Source organism: Candidatus Methylobacter oryzae (assembly GCF_003994235.2).
GTDB classification, from domain to species: Bacteria; Pseudomonadota; Gammaproteobacteria; order Methylococcales; family Methylomonadaceae; genus Methylobacter_A; species Methylobacter_A oryzae.
In genome coordinates, this window is sequence record NZ_RYFG02000024.1 from 23356 (window position 1) to 41667 (window position 18312).

General features: G+C 47.8%; 17 protein-coding genes. 6 read left to right on the forward strand and 11 right to left on the reverse strand.

The annotated features are described in order from the left end of the window. Nucleotides 1–179 precede the first annotated feature (179 nt). Nucleotides 180–1406 carry a porin gene (locus EKO24_RS04625; protein ID WP_127028933.1) on the reverse strand — a complete coding sequence of 409 codons (1227 nt, stop codon included), beginning with the start codon at nucleotides 1404–1406 and terminating at the stop codon, nucleotides 180–182. 405 nt (nucleotides 1407–1811) lie between these two features. On the opposite strand from EKO24_RS04625, the gene EKO24_RS04630 reads away from it, so the two are divergent. Then, the gene (locus EKO24_RS04630; RefSeq protein WP_127028934.1) at nucleotides 1812–2147 is read left to right on the forward strand and encodes a hypothetical protein; all 336 of its coding nucleotides are present in this window, start codon (nucleotides 1812–1814) and stop codon (nucleotides 2145–2147) included. Nucleotides 2148–2413: 266 nt separating this feature from the next. Here the strand turns inward: EKO24_RS04630 and EKO24_RS04635 are convergent, their stop codons facing one another. Further along, the gene (locus tag EKO24_RS04635) at nucleotides 2414–2740 is read right to left on the reverse strand and encodes a hypothetical protein (RefSeq protein ID WP_127028935.1); all 327 of its coding nucleotides are present in this window, start codon (nucleotides 2738–2740) and stop codon (nucleotides 2414–2416) included. A 19-nt stretch (nucleotides 2741–2759) separates the two neighbouring features. Then, nucleotides 2760–4025, reverse strand: coding sequence for an ammonium transporter (locus EKO24_RS04640; RefSeq protein ID WP_241674399.1), 1266 nt, complete (start codon nucleotides 4023–4025; stop codon nucleotides 2760–2762). Nucleotides 4026–4366: 341 nt separating this feature from the next. Between EKO24_RS04640 and EKO24_RS04645 the strand changes: the two genes are divergently transcribed. From EKO24_RS04645 to EKO24_RS22320, 3 genes are all read left to right on the forward strand, one after another. After that, nucleotides 4367–4891 carry a hypothetical protein gene (locus EKO24_RS04645; RefSeq protein ID WP_127028937.1) on the forward strand — a complete coding sequence of 175 codons (525 nt, stop codon included), beginning with the start codon at nucleotides 4367–4369 and terminating at the stop codon, nucleotides 4889–4891. 170 nt (nucleotides 4892–5061) lie between these two features. Next, nucleotides 5062–5529 carry a hypothetical protein gene (locus EKO24_RS04650; RefSeq protein ID WP_127028938.1) on the forward strand — a complete coding sequence of 156 codons (468 nt, stop codon included), beginning with the start codon at nucleotides 5062–5064 and terminating at the stop codon, nucleotides 5527–5529. A 232-nt stretch (nucleotides 5530–5761) separates the two neighbouring features. After that, on the forward strand, nucleotides 5762–5911 hold the full coding sequence (locus tag EKO24_RS22320; RefSeq protein WP_154671578.1) for a hypothetical protein: 150 nt from the start codon (nucleotides 5762–5764) through the stop codon (nucleotides 5909–5911). Nucleotides 5912–6019: 108 nt separating this feature from the next. On the opposite strand, the gene EKO24_RS04655 is transcribed toward EKO24_RS22320, so the two are convergent. The 8 genes from EKO24_RS04655 to EKO24_RS04690 all read right to left on the reverse strand — a co-directional run bounded on the left by EKO24_RS04655 (nucleotide 6020) and on the right by EKO24_RS04690 (nucleotide 15038). Further along, nucleotides 6020–7552 (reverse strand): cytochrome B6, encoded by a 1533-nt coding sequence (locus EKO24_RS04655; protein WP_127028939.1) that lies wholly within the window; start codon nucleotides 7550–7552, stop codon nucleotides 6020–6022. Between the two features lie 20 nt (nucleotides 7553–7572). Beyond that, entirely contained in the window at nucleotides 7573–7836 is a 264-nt protein-coding gene (locus EKO24_RS04660) for a hypothetical protein (RefSeq protein WP_127028940.1), read from the reverse strand. Next, nucleotides 7814–8656, reverse strand: a complete 843-nt coding sequence (locus EKO24_RS04665; RefSeq protein WP_206667210.1) for an OBAP family protein — start codon at nucleotides 8654–8656, stop codon at nucleotides 7814–7816. The genes EKO24_RS04660 and EKO24_RS04665 overlap by 23 nt, the downstream gene beginning before the upstream one ends. A gap of 511 nt (nucleotides 8657–9167) precedes the next feature. Next, nucleotides 9168–11039 (reverse strand): ATP-dependent zinc metalloprotease FtsH, encoded by a 1872-nt coding sequence (ftsH, locus tag EKO24_RS04670; RefSeq protein ID WP_127028973.1) that lies wholly within the window; start codon nucleotides 11037–11039, stop codon nucleotides 9168–9170. A 73-nt stretch (nucleotides 11040–11112) separates the two neighbouring features. Further along, nucleotides 11113–11895, reverse strand: coding sequence for a hypothetical protein (locus EKO24_RS04675; RefSeq protein WP_127028941.1), 783 nt, complete (start codon nucleotides 11893–11895; stop codon nucleotides 11113–11115). Between the two features lie 47 nt (nucleotides 11896–11942). Next, entirely contained in the window at nucleotides 11943–12188 is a 246-nt protein-coding gene (locus EKO24_RS04680) for a DUF2934 domain-containing protein (protein ID WP_127028942.1), read from the reverse strand. Nucleotides 12189–12353: 165 nt separating this feature from the next. Continuing rightward, a complete protein-coding gene (locus EKO24_RS04685; RefSeq protein WP_127028943.1) occupies nucleotides 12354–14516 on the reverse strand; it encodes a putative bifunctional diguanylate cyclase/phosphodiesterase in 2163 nt (720 codons plus the stop codon). A 285-nt stretch (nucleotides 14517–14801) separates the two neighbouring features. Then, a complete protein-coding gene (locus EKO24_RS04690) occupies nucleotides 14802–15038 on the reverse strand; it encodes a hypothetical protein (RefSeq protein ID WP_127028944.1) in 237 nt (78 codons plus the stop codon). A 617-nt stretch (nucleotides 15039–15655) separates the two neighbouring features. On the opposite strand from EKO24_RS04690, the gene EKO24_RS04695 reads away from it, so the two are divergent. Both EKO24_RS04695 and EKO24_RS04700 read left to right on the forward strand, forming a co-directional pair. Next, nucleotides 15656–17560 carry a PAS domain-containing sensor histidine kinase gene (locus EKO24_RS04695; RefSeq protein WP_127028945.1) on the forward strand — a complete coding sequence of 635 codons (1905 nt, stop codon included), beginning with the start codon at nucleotides 15656–15658 and terminating at the stop codon, nucleotides 17558–17560. After that, on the forward strand, nucleotides 17550–18200 hold the full coding sequence (locus EKO24_RS04700) for a response regulator transcription factor (RefSeq protein ID WP_127028946.1): 651 nt from the start codon (nucleotides 17550–17552) through the stop codon (nucleotides 18198–18200). Before EKO24_RS04695 ends, EKO24_RS04700 begins: the two co-directional genes overlap by 11 nt. Nucleotides 18201–18312 lie beyond the last annotated feature (112 nt).

Genomic DNA, 18312 nt, shown 5'->3' on the forward strand with positions numbered 1-18312 from the left:
TCGGCGCGGCAAACGGGAGCCCATCCGTACCACAATAAGTTTCTAATGCTCAACAGAGAGGGTTTCGCAGTGGGTTGATTTTGATTAATCGAAAATTGCTCTAGCTAATCGAATAACGGTTTTAGAGTATTTATTCTTTAGTTTTCCGGGCTACGCTATGTTATCCGGAGATCCACTAACTAAAATCTTACCGTGCAATCGAACGATATCAGCCATTGCGTACCGCTGTTGCCGCCATCAAATGGCCGCGAGCCGTCGCTCCAGTCATAACGCGCATTGGGGCGAAGCATCAACCAACCGTTAGGTTGCCATCTAAGGCCGATAGTCGCCGCGTAGTAACTGCCGGCCTGGTTGGCGGCAAGACTTTCCCTGGCCGGAGAAAGAACCCGAAAATTGTCGTCGTCCCGGAACCACTCGAGGCGCAGCCCGGCTGCAAGTTCGGAATCGATCGCATAAGTCAGGCTGTTGACCAGCCCCATCCATTCTGCCGACTGTTGCGTTGCCTGACCCTCCACCCGGCCATGGTCGAACTGTAATGCATATTGCACGGACGTTGTAAGCTGTTGCTTCAAAACCAGGCTATACAAACTCCAATTGGCCGGATTTTGCTCTGCTGTCGGCCCACTGCTGGCGGTGGCGTCAAAAGTGGTATCGCCCTCCGGTGAATTAAGCGATAGGCCGCCGAGAAAGCGCCATGCGCCCAGGCCGTGGTCGAAAGCCGCGTCCCAGCCTCCGATGCTGCCGCCGGTAACCGTACCCAGCTTGGCGTTAAGCGTCCAGCCGGACAGTGCATCCGGCCCGGCCAACAACGGATAATCGAGCAACACGCCGGTATGGGTGAACGGCTCACCGTACTGCATTGTGTAGGAATGGGAATAAAAGAAATTGTCCGGCGCCATCACCGACTCATTGCCGATGATAGTATAAAAATGCCCTATTTTCGCGCTGATGCCGTTACCCCAAGGTGCATATAATTCCGCATAGGCCTGCGGCAAGGCAATACTGTAGAAGCGGTTGCCGGTCAGTTGCGCATCCCAATGCCCTTGAGGCGCGCCCAGCGCCTGCGCAAATTGTGCATCGCTGCCGAATAAAAAGTCCACGCGTCCGCCGACATCCCATTGCCTAGCCAATTTATCGACCCGCCGTTCAATGAGCAGGTATAGCTGGTTCAACTGCACTTCCCTGTCCCGGTCATTAAAGGTCACCGGGCCGTTGTAGCGGTCGCCGGGAGCGGAAGGATTATAGGAAAATCCGAAATTGGCCCAGCCATCGGCACTCAAGCGCAAACGGCGGCTGAAATCAGTGTTGTTGACAGCATCGATCCCCCCTAATCCCTGCGCTTGCACATTCTTGACCGTGGCAACGAGGGAGATAAATCCGATTATTATGTTTACCGCATAACGCATTGGGTTCCTTTACATACTACCAAGAAATTTGATGAGCCCTACGGCGCTTGTGCCGAAAAATAAAATTATCCAACCACCGCTTAGGAATGAATAGTGTTCCTGGAGTTGGATAAGAGGTTGGTAACTGTTCAGCCCTAGAGCACGCAAACCTTGCCCGTCGAGAGGAGCAAGATAACCGGTCTCCAAAAATCACATGAGGGAGAATGAACAGTTACCGGTAGACATTGTATTGTTTCAAGCTTTCAAAAACCTTTCAGACAAATGGGACAGCGCTTGCCGCCAGGCGTATAATTTAACTATTGTGAGAGTGGCCGGATACCCAGCCGTCCATGGCGTTAAGGTTTCCGGCTGTTACACTGAGCCCGTCGCACAAGACCTATTAATCCTAACTTTGGCTTTTTACTGTTGCGTTTTTTATTGGTTTTAACATTAGCCGGTCTGCCCGGCATTTGCTCTGCGGACCCGGTAGAGACGCTGCTTGCCAGTCCTTGCCGAGGTCTCGATGTGGAGGAGGCGTTACGTTGGGAATTATCCCGCCACAACTGGGTAAGCAGGGGGTGGACGGTGCATAGAAAGGGTACGACCTACGAAGTGTCGCAGACCGCCGCATTGAACAAGATGAGCGATATCAATTTTACTTGGCAGATTGAAAACGATGCCGTTACCGCGACCAGCACGGCAAGCTTGGCACTCTGCGGCGCGCAACACTCAATGCCGGTAGATCAAAATAAAATGCAATAATCCTATACCTGTTATAGCGGCGAAATGTCGCGAATTGACGTTAATGCCATTCTCTCCATCACCAAGACAGGCAGCTAATAGCGGATGCTGTCGGCGGATTTTTCCAGATACTCAATTTTTTACGGCACTTCGATCCCGGCGAATACCGGGACGTATTTGGCCCAAAACGATGAGCAACGATAATTAAATCAAGGTTCGTCCCCAGAGATAACGCGGGCGATTTGCCGGTAAATGCCTGTCTATGCAATGTAGATAGGCAAAATAATTCACTCAGTACACAACGATTCGGCCCGGCTGCTCACCGGGTTTATGCTGCCGTCAGGATTGACGCGCCAGCGAAATCGAAGCTGCATGCTTTTATTCATCAGGAAGGCTCTTTCCACGTCGAGCTGGCCTTCTTCTTTAAATACCTGCCAGCCTAGGTCCCGCTGGGACCTGATCTTGATCTTATCTTTTAGCGCGGCGTCAATGCTTAGGCCGCCGATACAAGGCGAATTCTTGACAATCTCTTCCACGGTCGTCTCATCGACTTGAGCATAAGCGGTATTGACAGCAATCAGTGAGTTCAAAATAAAAACAAAGAACAATTTCATGGATTTTTTCCAGTAGTCGTTAAAAATTGTAGCCTTGCTGATCATGTTGATTAATATCCAATCCGCTGGCTTCCTCTTCAGGAACCACACGTATTCCAATCAGTTTTTCGATCAGTTTGAATAAGGCGTAACTGACCAGTCCGCTCCAGATCATAGTTACGGCTATGCCGAACAACTGAATTAAAAACTGGTTAAGAACGCCTTGCTCACTGACAATGCCGATGCCCCCCATGCTGACATCGGCAAAGATGCCCGTTAATGCCGCGCCTAAAATTCCGCTGACTCCGTGAACAGGAAATACGTCGAGTGCATCGTCGATAACCAGACGTTGTTTGATTAACTGTATCGAATAAAAACAAGCAATACCGGCAACAATGCCGATAACCAATGCTCCCAGAGGCGAAACGAAACCCGCACCCGATGCAATCATACCCAACCCGGCCACCATGCCGGTCATTGCCCCCAGAACGCTGGGTTTACCGAATTTAAGCCAGTCCATGACTATCCAGGTAATAGAAGCGGACGATGCGCAAAGATGGGTTGACAGCATCGCCATGCCGGCCGAACCGTTCGCCATCAGCGCGCTGCCTGCACTGAAACCGTGCCAGCCCACCCAAAGAATTCCGGCGCCGGTGGCGGTCATGGTCAGGTTATGAGGCATTAACGGGGTTTTGGGGAAACCTCTTCTCGGCCCTATGATGACCGCACCGATCAGCGCGGCTATGCCGGCGCTGCCATGCACTACGATGCCTCCCGCAAAATCCATGACGCCCAATTCGGCCAGCCAGCCGTTACCCCAAATCCAATGACAGATTGGGACATAAACCAACAGCTCCCATAACGCGCAAAACAGCAGCAACGGGAAAAATCTAACGCGCTCAACTAATGCGCCTACGACCAATGCCGGGGCAAAAATAGCAAAAGTCATGTGATACATTGCAAATACCGATTCCGGCAGGTTGCCCACCAGTTTGTCGGCATTCATGTTCATGAAGAATAATTGCGATACGCCGCCGATAACCGAATGCCAGGCTCCGCCGTCGGTCAAGGCCAAACTATAACCGGCAACAGCCCAAACCAGTGAAATGAGCGAGGTGACCGAGAAACAGGCCATAATCACGGACAACACATTTTTGCTGCGTACCAGGCCGCCATAAAACAGGGCCAGCCCCGGTAAGGTCATGAACAAGACTAAGCCTGCCGAAGTCAATATCCAGGCGGTGTCGGCAGAGTTTAATCCGTCGTCGGCATAGACCCAATTAGGGGTCAAAAGGAGAGCTTTCATTATTATTTTTCTCATAATCTTCCCAGTTTGTAATTATAATTTTTGACGTATATATCGATTTTGAGATAGTATCGAATCAGAACAACCGCAATAATAGCTCGGTTGTCCTTGAATTTCCATGACAAGATAAATTTCATTTTTTGCTGGAAACGCCTAATGCGTAGAGTCGCATTTTTCAATTCCCAAGGTTTGAATAGCGGCCCTTTACCGGTACGATAGGCTTTAAAAATTTACGTAAATAATGAATCGCCCGTGGAAATGAAGCTCATAATCCCCCCTGCTCGACAAAAACCGCTAACACTCTCTACCTCGCCTTCTTTATCATCCCAAGGAAAAAGCCGATGAAAACTCCTGATTACTTACTGATCGCTACAGCTTTTCTTTTGACAAGCACTGCTTTTGCCGAGGAAGCGCCAACATTTCAAGATTCAACGTTGAGTATTCCCCGAATAGACACTGTCACTAAAGTAGGCCAGTTTCAGAATGCTCAATTCAAGCAGGCTAAAGACGGCCGCTGGGATTTGCTGAGCGTAACCGAAACAAAGTTAGCGACTATCGAAGCCGACAGTGTTTTAGTCACAAACACAAAGCCGGCCCAGGCGTTCGTGAAAGCCTCCGGCTATTTTCCAAGCGGCTGCTACGGCTTAGGATCAATCAATGTACGCAAAAAAGATAATCTTTTTGAAGTGGCCATCCACCAAGTCGAACTGCAAACGTTTGCGGTCTGCACACAGGCATTGGTCCCGTTTAACATTACTGTGCCTTTAGATATTTATGGCTCGGCATCGGGAACTTATCAAGTCTCCGTTAATAATGGCGGGAAACGCTCTTTTACGTTGACGTCGGATAATTATTTGCAGGAATGATTAGCAGGCCAGTAATAAATTCGGATCTTCGTTCTTATTTAGCGATATGCCGACCTTCCATAACGAAGAGCGTATTTCTGCTCCTATCAGCATCCGATTACACTTATAAGCTAAATCTAAGTATCATAAAAGGCAGACAGATTTTTTTGTTAAACACGACCGAGGAAAAAATGCGTAAATTCATCACATCAGCTATCGGCATATCAATTCTAGCCATGGCTTTTTCTGTAAAAGCCGAAACCCCATCCGTTACTATTCCTGAGAAAATAAAGGAAGAAGTTTTAAAAAGACATCCGAAAGCCCACGATTTGCAAGCCAGCCATGAAAAACATTTCGGCTTTGAATTATTGGAAGTCTCTTTCAAAGAAGAAAATAATGAGCTGTACCTGGAGCTGTTCAATCAAAAAGGCCACCTATTTGCGAATGAATTGTTAATAGACAATTTGGGAGAAATCTCCCCTGCCGCTATCGAAACACTAAAACAACATTTTCCAAAATACGAGCTGAAAAAGGCCGAATTGGTCACGAATCCGAACGGCCCCGGCCAGGATTACGAAATCTATATCGTAGCCGATGGTGAAAACTGGAAGCTATCTATCAATGATAAAGGCGTCCTCGAAGGGAAAGACCGGTATTAAGGGATCTTGACTGTTTGTCTGCGAGTTGCCAAGATTCAGCTTGTGAACTAACGCCGGCATACCCTCCGGAGCATAAACGGGAATGCTGTACTGGACGCGCCGCGTCCAGTATCTATATACTCCGTCATAGACATTGCCCAGGACTTGAGGAGAACGGCGCCGGGGTACGAAAGAACAGGGGCTGAGCCCTTTTTTATGGATTGGCTACCCAAACGACAAAGGAGACGGATAGATGATAATTCAAGCTCAAAAAAAGAAAAAAGTGTTTAGAACTTTTGAGATGCCGAAGATAAAGCCGTTTAAGCCATTGGATACGCCGGAAGCGTGGCTGGCCTTGCTTAAACTATCGGCGAACGCCTCCTCAACGCCCCATTCCACTTAAAACCGGTTCCCTGAAATTCCAGGGAACCGCGTTTTGCCGATATATCGCCCCGCCCCTTTGCACACCGATAGTTACCGGCACGCATAACTTAATACCTAAACTTTTCGGCTACAACTGCCGCATAAACGCGACGAGATCTTGCTTCTCCTGAGCGCTGAGTTTCAGTTGCAGCACAAGATTGAAAAACTCCACGCTATCTTCCAACGTCAGCGCACGGCCGTCATGCAAATACGGCGGCGAATCCTTGATGCCTCGCAATGTAAAGGTTTTGATCGGTCCGTCGCCCGGCTCGTCTTTCAAAAAGCGCTCAAGGTGCAGGTCGTGCATTTGATGATCGAGATAGCTTGGCGGCATATGGCAGTTTGAACATTGGCCTTTGCCAAAGAAGACTTTTTCACCGCGCGCCTCGCTTTCAGTGGCTTTGGCGGGATCAAGCTTGCCGGTAGCCGAATCGAGCTTCGGCGCCGGCGGAAAGTCGAGCATATTCTGCAATTGCGCCATGTGACTGACCGGGATACGGTCCAGGATGTTCATGCCCTTCTTCATCGCATGGATAGGATCGCCGTTAAAGTAGGCAGTACGCTGTTCAAACTCGGTAAAGTCTTCAACGGAACGAAGGCTGCGCTTGGAACCGTGAATTTGTTGGTTAAACACGCCCCTGAGACTGGTGGTATCGAGTCGGAAGCGCCGTTCCTGGGGCCTGATGTCGGGACTCAAATGAAACTGTCCGGTCGTATGGCCGTTGACATGACAATCGAAGCAAGTAACGCCAAGGCTCGGCTCGCGGGTCTTGCGATCGTCGGTCGCGTTGAACTCCTCTTGCGGGAACGGCGTCACGAGCATCCTGAGGCCGTCGAGTTGCACAGGCGTCAGGATGTCCTTGAACAAGCGATGGAAATTGTTGATAGAAACGACCTCGCCGCGGGAAACGTCGCCAAGTTCCGGGCGATTATTTAAAAATATCGCCGGCGGAAACTCCGGCAGGAATGCCTCGGGCAAATCGAAATCGACGTCGAAGCGTTCGAGCCGGGGAAACATATCGATCTGCATTTTCGGAAAGACTTGGCCGCCGTTCGCCTGCAACGGATGCGGCAACGACGGATACGGAAATATTCCCTGTTTCTTTATTTCTTCGGGACTGGCGGCAGCGAGTTTATCCCACGTCGTCCCGCCGGACAGTCGGGCCGTCGGACCTACCGCCAAGGGCTTGCCCCGCGACATTTTGGCTTCAGGATCGGTCTTGACTGTCAGGTTATAGCGCTGCTCCAACAATTTTTTTTGCGCATCCATTACGTCGGCTTTGCCGGCAATCTCTTTTTTCATAACGTCTTCGGCTTTTTGAAAAGGCTGGTCCGTATTCAAGCCGTCGCGAAAGAAATCGAAGCCGGATACCTTGCCTTGTTTCGGCCGGTCTTTCAAAACCGGAGATAACGGCGAAGCTTTCTGCGCATTGAAAAGGTCCGATTGATCGTGATCGCTCTTCTTCTGCTCGGGCCTTTCGTTTCGGACCGCTCTCGACGTTTGCGCGTCGGCAACGGCATCGTTAGAGCGTTTGGGTGTTTCCGCAAATGCGGCCACGCAACAACTGCCTAGAAACATTCCAAACACGATTGTCACTATCTTCAAATAAGCGGATCGCATTGTCGTCTCCTTAACTTGACTTAAGAATAGCTGCAAAATCGCCGCGACAGGACTTCCCGGCTTGCACCGTTATAGCGCGGCAAGATAATGTCGGTCTCGGCATCGATGCGCTTGTTATACCCCAAGGGCATAAGTTTCGTTTGAGCAGACAAGCTGCTCAACTCAGCTTTATACCCAAAGGGCATAAGTTTCGTTCGAGCAGACAAGCTGCTCAACTCAGCTTTAATCCCGGCCGGAGTATGCCGCCAAACCCGGTCCGTTTCATCGGATACTGATGTAGACATCGCTTGTCTCCTGCTCTATGGATGATTTAGGCTCGGCATTTTTATCGGTAACGCCTGGAAGCGGCGTTGCCGGCCATGGAAATTTTCCTTTTATCGCATCGACGCCGGCCTGTGGCTTAGCTAAAGCATTTAGTTCAGCGCGCTTGTGGCGCTGTTCGCTGGTGATGGTTTTCAGTTGCAGGTCCCGCTGCTCGATCAAACCCGGCAATGCCTCGCCGTCGTGGTTAAAAGACCATTCGAGGCTGGGTTCGCCTAATGGTATTTTGTCGCCGGTTTTGCCAAAGGGTGCGGAATTCCAGACATGCCAGGTTTTGCCGTAGCTGTTCATCTTGCCCTTCATCAACTCTTTTTCGGCCATTTCGGGAATGCCTGGCGCGGTAAGATAGCCGGACAGAATCTCGTAATTATGCGGATGCCAATACTGTTTCTCTACTTCGGGCAGAGACTCGAACAATGTTCCGGAGATGATGTATTCGATGCCGATCAGGTTCGCCTGCCGGGTGTTACCGTCGAACAGCGCGCACTGGGCAAAATCTTCATTCACTTGATGGCAAAAATGATGAGCCTCCATCTGATGCGTCGGCTGTTCTTTAGAAGCATGAAAACCATCCAGGTAAATATTCAGGGATTTTAACGGTGAGTTCGGTTGCAATATCGCTGCCCCTGCCTCAAGCATTTCGGTTTTGGCTGTTTTCTGCTGCCCTTGCGGTTGCAGCGAAGGTTCGACAGTCGGTTCGCAGGCTGTCAGCATGGCGGCAAATATCAGGCTGAGGAACGACGCGAAACATAGGTTATGCTCAAGCGGATCAGGTTGATTCATCGCATTCTCCTAAAAACGGAATGATCGAAAACAAGCAATGATCTTGATTAAGAAATCGAGCGGCGGCTGAACTGTTAAATTTTGAAAGGACTTTAAGCGGATAATTAACAAAAGTCGGTACGTTGGAGCACACAGCAAGTTAAATTCTTGCCGATGTGACGGGATGAATGAGGTGATGACGGTACGTCCTACCGGGGAATTTCGTAGATCGATCTTACTCTCTGATATTATTACGCCGTGTCCACGAAAAACACGAAAGGCACGAAAAAATATCAGTTGCCGCTTATTTGGAACGTTGCAGTTTAGACCTTCCAGGTTTTTAAAACCTGTAAGGTCTGCCTCGTGCTCGTTTTTTCGCCTAACCTTAGGTTAGAGACGGTCAAAGCCGTCTATAACCATCAGCCCCAAAGCTTGGGTTTAACTATTTTCGTGCCTTTCGTGCCTTTCGTGCCTTTCGTGTATTTCGTGTATTTCGTGGACGACGCTTTTTTATCATCTGTATTGCGCAACGTCAGTGACTCAGCAAAGCCAGCATTTCTTCGCGGCTGATGACCTCTTTCTCTTGTAAAAAGTTAGCCAGCTTTTCCAGCCCTTCCCTGTTCGCGGTGATAATGCCTCGCGCACGGGTTTCGGCTTCGGCAACCAACGCCTGGGCTTCAGTATCAAGAAGCCGGGCCGTTTCGTCGGAGTAATTGCGATAATCCGCGATTTCAGTTTCCAAATACTGGAGCTGCTGGCGCTTGCCGTAAGTCAATGCGCCCATTTTCTTGCTCATGCCCAAATTGCAGACCATATTGCGGGCAATCTCGCTGACTTTTTCCAGGTCATTCTGGGCGCCGGTTGAGATGTTGCCGAATATCACCGACTCCGCGATGCGCCCACCCAACAAAATCGCCATTTGGTCTTTCAACTCATCTTCTGTAGACAAGAATTTTTCCTCGGTCGGCAATTGCAAGGTAAAACCCAGTGCAGCCGCGCCGCGGGAAATAATCGATATTTTGTGTACGGGCTGGCCGGTCGGCACATGCTCGGCGACTATCGCGTGGCCTGACTCATGGAAAGCAACCCGGCGTTTTTCATCCGGAGTTAAAACACGGTTCTTTTTTTCCGGCCCGGCCAATATCCGGTCGATGGCGGATTCGAAATCTTCCTTTTCAACTTTGTCGTGGCCGACGCGGGTCGCCATGATCGCCGCTTCATTGGCTATGTTGGCCAAGTCCGCGCCGACCAGGCCCGGCGTGCGCTTGGCGACGACTGCCAGATCGATGTCGTCAGCCAGCGTCAGCCCTTTGGTATGCAATTTAAGAATCTCGATGCGGTCCCGCAAATCCGGCTTATCGACCACAATCTGGCGATCGAAACGGCCGGAACGCAATAAGGCTTTATCAAGCACTTCAGGGCGGTTGGTGGCCGCCATCACGACGACGCCGACCGAGGTATCGAAACCGTCCATTTCGGTCAGTAGCTGATTCAGGGTCTGTTCGCGTTCGTCATGGCCGCCGATCATGACCGGGCCGCCCCGCGAACGGCCGATCGCGTCAAGCTCGTCGATGAATATGATACAGGGCGCTTTATTGCGCGCCTGTACAAACAGCTCGCGTACCCTGGCCGCGCCGACGCCGACGAACAATTCGATAAATTCGGAACCGCTGATGTTAAAGAACGGCACCTGCGCTTCGCCGGACACCGCACGCGCCAACAAGGTTTTGCCGGTTCCGGGCGGACCTACCAGCAGTACGCCTTTGGGCATGCGTCCGCCTAAGCGCTGGATTTTATCCGGCGATCTTAAAAAATCGATAGACTCTCCAAGTTCCTGCTTGGCGCTGTCGGCGCCGGCCACATCGTTAAAAGTGATTTTGGCTTGGGTATCCTGATGGATGTGAATCTTATCGCCCAAGTTCAGGAAGGATTGCGCGCCACCGGCTGCACTGCGGCGCATGATCCACGACCAGACAAATACCAGGATCACCATCGGGATAACCCAGTTGAAAAACAGGTTAGTCAGCCAGTTGTCGCTGCTTCTGACGACAAAATCAACCTTATTCTGCTCCAGCATTTGCGCAAGATCGTTTTGCCACAGCGGGACCGTCATGAAGTTTCTTTCCGGCTTTTGCGGATCGTCCGATTTGATCGCACCGGTAATATAACGCTCGGTGACGACTGCCTTGTCGATTTTCCCTTCCTTGACCAGCTTCATGAACTGGCTGAACGGAATTTCATCCCGTTTCACTTCCTGAATGTTATTAATAAACGTCAGCAATAGAATGAACATCAGCACATAGAAAAAAATCTTTCTCTGCTTGGCTCCGGCGCTATCCTGATCGGGCGGCTTATTAACTTCCTTCTCCGGCTTCTGTTTGGATAAAAAATTTAAACCGTTCATCAGCAAGCCCTTCAGATAGGTGAAAAAATTACCCAACAATGTGAGCACCGTTTTGACAATGTCATTCCTTGAATCAGCCATTCAGATAAGACCTTGCTGCGATTCTCCGATTTTGGAAGTAATCCACCGATTCATCGAGCATGGATCCTATCTCTTCACATTCGATAATATTTTTGTCGTCGGCCAGGATATGATCGGCCAGTTTGGTGATCGCCGCCCAGTTTGCATCGTTATTTACAAAGTCAAACGCGGCATTAAACAACTGATCCAGCTTTTCATCTATTTGCTGTTTGTCGTTAGAGAAACTTTGTAAATATTCATTAACCAAAGCAAGGTCGGAACGTCCGCCATAATTTTTCAATGCTTTCAGGTGGACTAATTGGTTATTAAATAGTTCGCCATCGTCTTCGGCCACGTGTTTAGCCTCAGCCAGCGGACCAATCAGCAGATTGATAACATCGGCCTCGAAAGCGACCGTATAGTCTTTTACCAACTGTTCCATTGCGTCGTCATGTTCGGTACGCACCAGGCTCTCAATAGAAAGCGGCAATGATTGAATTAACCGTCCGCCTTCTACCCGTGCAATGCAATCATCATGAGTTGTTTGATAAGCCATGATATCCGCATCCGTTACGCGCCCCGTTTCCTTAAAAATAATTTTGAAAAAAACCGGCGGCAATTGTCTGGCTTTATTGTTTAAATGGATACCCGCCGCATGTCCGGCCTCATGAAAAGCAACTCGTTTTTTATACCCCAAGGGCATAAGTTTCATTTGAGCGGACAAGCTGCTCAACTCAGCTTTATGATCTGTTAATTGTTCCGGATTGAAAATATCAATTATCTTATTTCGTTTCATATTCAACACCATAGCTTTTTCGTCAACATCTTCTGCGATTTATAAAGTTATTCAACATCCTGAAACCAATAGAAATACTGATTTTTTATCTCCGATTCCGCTTCCAGCCAATCTTCCTGTTCATGCCCGCCGGCAAAGCCTCTTTTTTCGGCTTTGCCGTAAGCCCGTTCTGCAATCATTTTTTGAAGTTTCTCCTTATCAATGCCTCCCTCATCTAGGGAGCTTTGCGCTAAATTTAAATCAACCACAACCTCACCTCTTGCGCATTGCGAAAGAATGTTTTCGTTTTTCATTCTAGGGAGAAAGGGGGGATGGGACAATCGGTATAAACACTTAGCGGGCCAGTTTAGCGCCAAAGATGAGCTTGTGTAATTCGTATGAATACCTATGTTTATTAAATATTTTTTAACTATTCAGACACTGCTGTACTAAGGCGAAGGTCCAAGGTATTTTGCCCTTTAACCTTCCCCTATCAAGTTCCGGAAAATGTTCGACCGGGGCAAAACCGGAGAGCTGTATAAATAGCCTTGTCCGCCGTCGCAACCCAGGTCGATCAATCGTTGATGCTGAGCTTTCGATTCAACGCCAATCGCAACAACCTGCAAATGCAATCCATGGCCCAAGGCTACCAACGCGCGAATGATGTCTTCGTCATTAACGTCATCCAGCACATCGGCGACGAACGAGCTGTTGATTTTCAACTTTTTTACAGGAATACGTTTTAAGTTGTTAAACGAAAAACAACCCACGCCAAAATCATCGATCGTCAGCTCTATTCCCAATGCGACCAGCTTGTTCAGCGCTTTTATCATTTGCCCGGAGTTATCCATAAAGCCGCTGCCGGTCAGTTCCAACTCAAGATAAGACGGGTCCAGGCCGGTCGAAGTTAATACGCGTTCAACCGTAGCAACAAAATCGGATCGTAAAAACTGAATAGCGGAAACATTGACGATCATTTTATTGACGTACAGTTCCTCCTCCAGCCACTGCACCATCTGCATGCATGCGTGTTGTAGGGCCCATTCGCCAAGCGCTACGATAAAACCGCTTTCCTCGGCTATGCTGATAAACTGCTTGGGCGGCATCAATCCCAGCGTTGGGTGCATCCAGCGCACCGAAGACTCAACACCGATAAGTTCCCCGGTTTTAAGGCAAACCTGAGGTTGGTAATACAGGACCAATTCGTGCCGCTCGATCGACTGGCGTAACGCGCATTCCATCGACATTTTCTCAAACGCTTCCGTGGTGAGTTCCAAACTGTAATATTGAAAGTTGTTTCGCCCTTCTTTCTTTGCCCGGTACATTGCCGCATCGGCATTTTTAATCAGCGTATCGGTATCTCGCCCATCTTGCGGAAACAGGCTGATGCCGACGCTGGTCGAGACTTTCAAACGGTATCCTTTTATATAAACGGGAGCGTTAAAAGTATCGATCAGCTTCCGTGCAAGCTTGGCAGGATTTTTAGTGTTGGGAATGTTTTCCATGAACACGACAAACTCATCGCCGGCATAACGCGAAACGGTATCTTCTTTCCTGACCAGGTTTTTGATGCGTTTAGCGACTTCCCGTAATAATCCGTCGCCAACCGCATGACCGTAGGTATCGTTAATGCCTTTGAAACGATCAAGATCAAGAAATAATACGGCGGCTTGCGAGCCTTCCCGAAGTGCGTTTTGCAACGAGTGATCGATACGATCCTTCAGCAGCAAGCGGTTCGGCAATCGCGTTAACGGATCATGATAGGCCAGGAAACCCAGATGATCCTGGGCTTTCTTAAAATGCGTGATATCCATAAACACATGAACGTAATGAAGCACTTCTCCGTTCGAATCCTTTACCTCGTTAACGGTAGTCCATGACGGAAAATCCGCATTGCTTTTATGGCGTCGCCAGACTTCACCCTGCCAGTTATTGACTGTTTTAGTAAAGTTGTTGAGTTCGTCGGCCATTTTTAAACTGTTCTTTTTCGATTGTAAAAATTGCGCGTCTTGCCCGTAAACATCCTGCTGCGTAAAGCCGGTTAGCTCTGTAAATGCATCGTTAATCGAAACTATTTTTCTGTCTTTATCGGTAACGAATATGCCTTCGCCGATATTGTTAAAAATCACCGACGCCATGCTGAGCTCGTCTTCTGACTGCTTTTGCGGAGTAATATCCGTCAACGTCATTAACACCTGATGAGGCTGACTCTCCCCCATCCTGAATTCGGGCACTGAATTAACAACAACCCAAAGATAACTTTGGCGATCCGCGTTAAACAGCCTTATAACGACGTCTTCAACAGGCTTGCCGGTACGCAAGGCCAACACTGACGGATGCCGCTCTTCCGGCAGTACCGAACCGTCTTCGCTGAAGAATGTAACGCAAGAATCAACAAACTTGCGCCCTATAATAATGTCGCGGGGAATACCGAGAAGCTGTTCGGCGGCCTGATTGACAGCCATCACAATACTCGCGGCATCCAGATAAATAACACTCTGGTCGATATTTTCGAACAAGCTGCGATACTTAGCCTCGTTAACCTTTAACGTATCAATGGCCAGATTGCGATTCGTTAATTGAGGCATAACAGGAAAAAACGAACTGACCGCTCCGAGGCATTGCTGAAATTTTCCGAACATTGCATTTCTACTCCTTGGATAACAAAACTATCCAACATTTATACCCTTGGGCATAAGTTTCGTTTGAGCGGACGAGCCGCTCAACTCAGCTAAATGGGTAATCTTTGAGAATTAAGTATTCTTCTAAGAAATACTCAGGGGTGGTAGCTTGCAATAAAATTAAAGATACCGAAGCCCTTGCGGGGGCTCTATTAAAGAAAAAGCTATCTCGGCAAAAAGACTCGAAAAATATAAAACGATTTGACACAAATACTACGACTAGTCTAGGCCGCGGCATTCCGCGGCTTACTTTTTTTGCAAAAACAATTTATTCCGAGGTTTGATTTTCGCGCCAACAACGAAATCCGAGTTTCTATCTTTTGCGTAGGCATTCTTCTTTGATTTGATTTTCGCTTCCTTATAATATTCAAGTTCATCAGTCATGAACTGCTTTTCCTTTAGCTCAATATCAATCCCGGAAATCTTGTATTGCCAGTTTGCACTCCACTGTTGCATTTCATCCTCTAAATTAATTGTTGCCATATCATTCTCCGGACTTTCCCGTATTGATCGACATAAATTGGCTCGAACCCGGCATTGTTTTATTACAATTCTCTTAGTTTAAAAAACTAACGGTAATTGCTAGTTATCTATCGGCAGATAAATAACGATAAACTTCTCCATTAATTTATAGGCAAATGTTATAGCAAAGAAAATAGCTGCAAAATTCGTACATATACCTAGGTGTTTTTGCTTATGTATTTCCACGCATGAATGTCATATATTGTTAATAAATCTAAAATAAAAATACTGGACAACATTAATCAGTCTATTAAACAACTAATAAAAACAATAACCTGACAACAACCCCGCTGACTTGCCCGACTACTTATTTAGTTATAATATCGGCAAAGATAGCGCCAAGGTTTCAGTTTTTTGTAAGTATTTTTATTCATCGCAGAAATTCAAGCGGACTTAATAAAGCGGATTTCTCCGATAACAATAGAATTCCTGAATAAAGAGCAATTGTGTAAATCAGGACATATTACTGAAATACCTCAAATACAATTAAAGTACTCAGTATTGGTTCTGAAGGAGAATAGCGTGTTTATATTTTCAATCGGCATTTTTGGCTAAGGCGCAAAAACGGATATGAGTTTATGAGAAAAGCAACTGACAGGCATACGGATACTGAAAGTCTTGACGAAAAAGCGGAGGCTTTACTTAATAAGCATCGTAATACGATCCGCAAACGAGCGGAAACCATGCTTCAGCACTCGGGGGTCAATATTGCCCGGATGTCTACTGCCGACATTGAAAAGCTACTGTTTGAATTTCAGGTCTATCAATTAGAACTGAAAATGCAGAATGAGGAACTGAATAGAGCCCACCATGAATTGACTGCATCCCGCGATACTTACGCGCAGCTCTACGATTCATCACCCGTTGGCTACCTGACGTTGAATGAATCGGGGATTATCCAAAAATCCAATCTTGCCGCCGCATCCCTGCTTGGTAAACAGAGAGAGGAGCTGGTCAACAAGCGATTTGGAAAATTCATTCATCCGTCGGATCAAGATAACTACTACCTGTTTATTCATCACCTCTTACCGAAAAAAAACAGTCACCTTAACGCCAAAATCAACACGCTGAAGGACTCGCCTGCTCACCCGGAATGTAAGTATTTTCGACTTGCCGCGAATGCATTCCAGCAAGACGATAAAAACAAAAATCCAACTTATGTCGAATGTTACGCCAGAGTCGTTTACAACGATAAAAACGCGCTGCAAATATTACTGACCATCAATAACGTCACCGAACGTAAACAGGCGCAAGAAACCATCGCCTACCTTAATGAAAAGCTGGAAGAAAAAGTGCGCAGGCAAACGAGCGAATTAATCGTCAGTAACCTGAGTCTAATGAAGAAAGTTGAAGAACTACGGCGCTCCAAACATCAATTACTGGAACGGGAAGCTAAACTCAATTCGATCTTTAATGCGTCGATAGAAGGCATTATTACTGTCGATATGTCGAATATCATCGTATCCGCAAATGCAGCGGTGGAAACTATTTTCGGTTATCAACCGGAAGAACTGGTCGATTGCAGCATCAACAAACTGATACCGTCGTCGTTAAGACAAACGACTACTTCCAGCTCAGCGCAACTGGAAAAAATTGTCGATCAAATCCAGGAAGTTGAAGGTATTCATAAGAACGGCTATGTAGTGCCTCTCGATATATCGATAGCGGAGTTTTCGGTCGACAATGCACACTATTTTACCCATATTGTGCGCGACGTCAGTTTGCGCAAGCACCGGGAGCGTCAAGACAAAGAACATCTGGACGAACTCGCGCATGTTACCCGGCTTGGCTTGATGGGTGAAATGGCGTCGGGCATTGCTCATGAAGTCAATCAACCCTTGTCCGCGATTTCCAGCTATACGCAAGTCAGTTTAAACCTGATTGATGCAGAAGACCCCGACTTGATAAAACTGACGGAAATTTTATACAAGACTCAACAGCAGGCTTTAAGAGCGGGGCGGATCGTTCATCGCATGAGAGAGTTTGTCAAATCCCATGCCAAACACCGCTCAAGCGCCGATATTAACAGTTTGATCCATGAAGCGGTCAGCCTGTGCATTTCCGAACTTAAACAGAACGGTATAAGACTGACGTTTGAACTGGAAAGCAAGCTGCCGCTGATCGACGTCGATCATGTACAAATTGAACAAGTCATCATAAACCTGATCCGCAACAGCGTCGATGCGTTGAAAACATCGCACGTAAAACAACAGCGCCACGTCGCGATCCATAGCCGGTTGACGCACAACAACGGCATCCAGGTCAGGGTGAAAGACAATGGGCCTGGGCTCGATGCCGAGCAACAGCAAAAAATATTGACCCCTTTTTACACGACCAAAGCGGACGGCATGGGCATGGGATTATCCATCAGCCGTTCGTTGATTGAAGCCCACGATGGAAGCTTGCATTTCAACAGCCAACCTGGCAAAGGAACTACTTTCTATTTCATATTACCTATACGGAGAAAACCTGATGAGCAATAATAATTCAACACCTGTTGTTTATTTAGTTGACGATGAATTCGCAATACGGGACTCGCTAAGTTTATTGATTGAGTCGTCAGGGCAAACAGTCAGAAGTTTTGAATCCGCCGAGGCATTTTTGAACAACTATGATCCCGGACAGCCGGGCTGCCTGGTCCTGGACGTCAGAATGCCGTTAATGACAGGCCATGAACTACAGAGTGAATTATTAAACAGGGGGATCAACATTCCGATCATATTTATTAGCGGCCATGCCGATATTGCCGACTCGGCAAAAGCCTTCCGGTCCGGTGCCGTCGATTTCCTGGAAAAGCCGTTTAATAACGAAATATTGCTGGAGCGTATCAATGAGGCCATCAAAAAAGACGTCGTTTATAGGGAAGAATATTCGAAAAAACGCCTGATACAAGACCGCATAGATCATCTGACCGCAAGAGAAAGAGAAGTGCTGGGATTGATCGTCAAAAGTCACTCCAACAAAGAATCAGCAAAAATACTCAATATCAGCAACCGTACCGTAGACGTCCACAGAGCGAGCATCATGGAAAAGATGCAGGCAGAAAACGTCGCCGAACTGATAACGATGGTCATGTATTGCGAGTCGCCGGATAGCCTATCGCTGGAAAAAAGGCCTTATTGATGACGCTATTATTACGCTCGGAAATTTTACACCGTTTACGGCTATCTATCGGGTATCCGGATGAGTTCGCGCCAGGCTTGCTGAAAACTACTCGCAGGGCCGGGCATTTCGT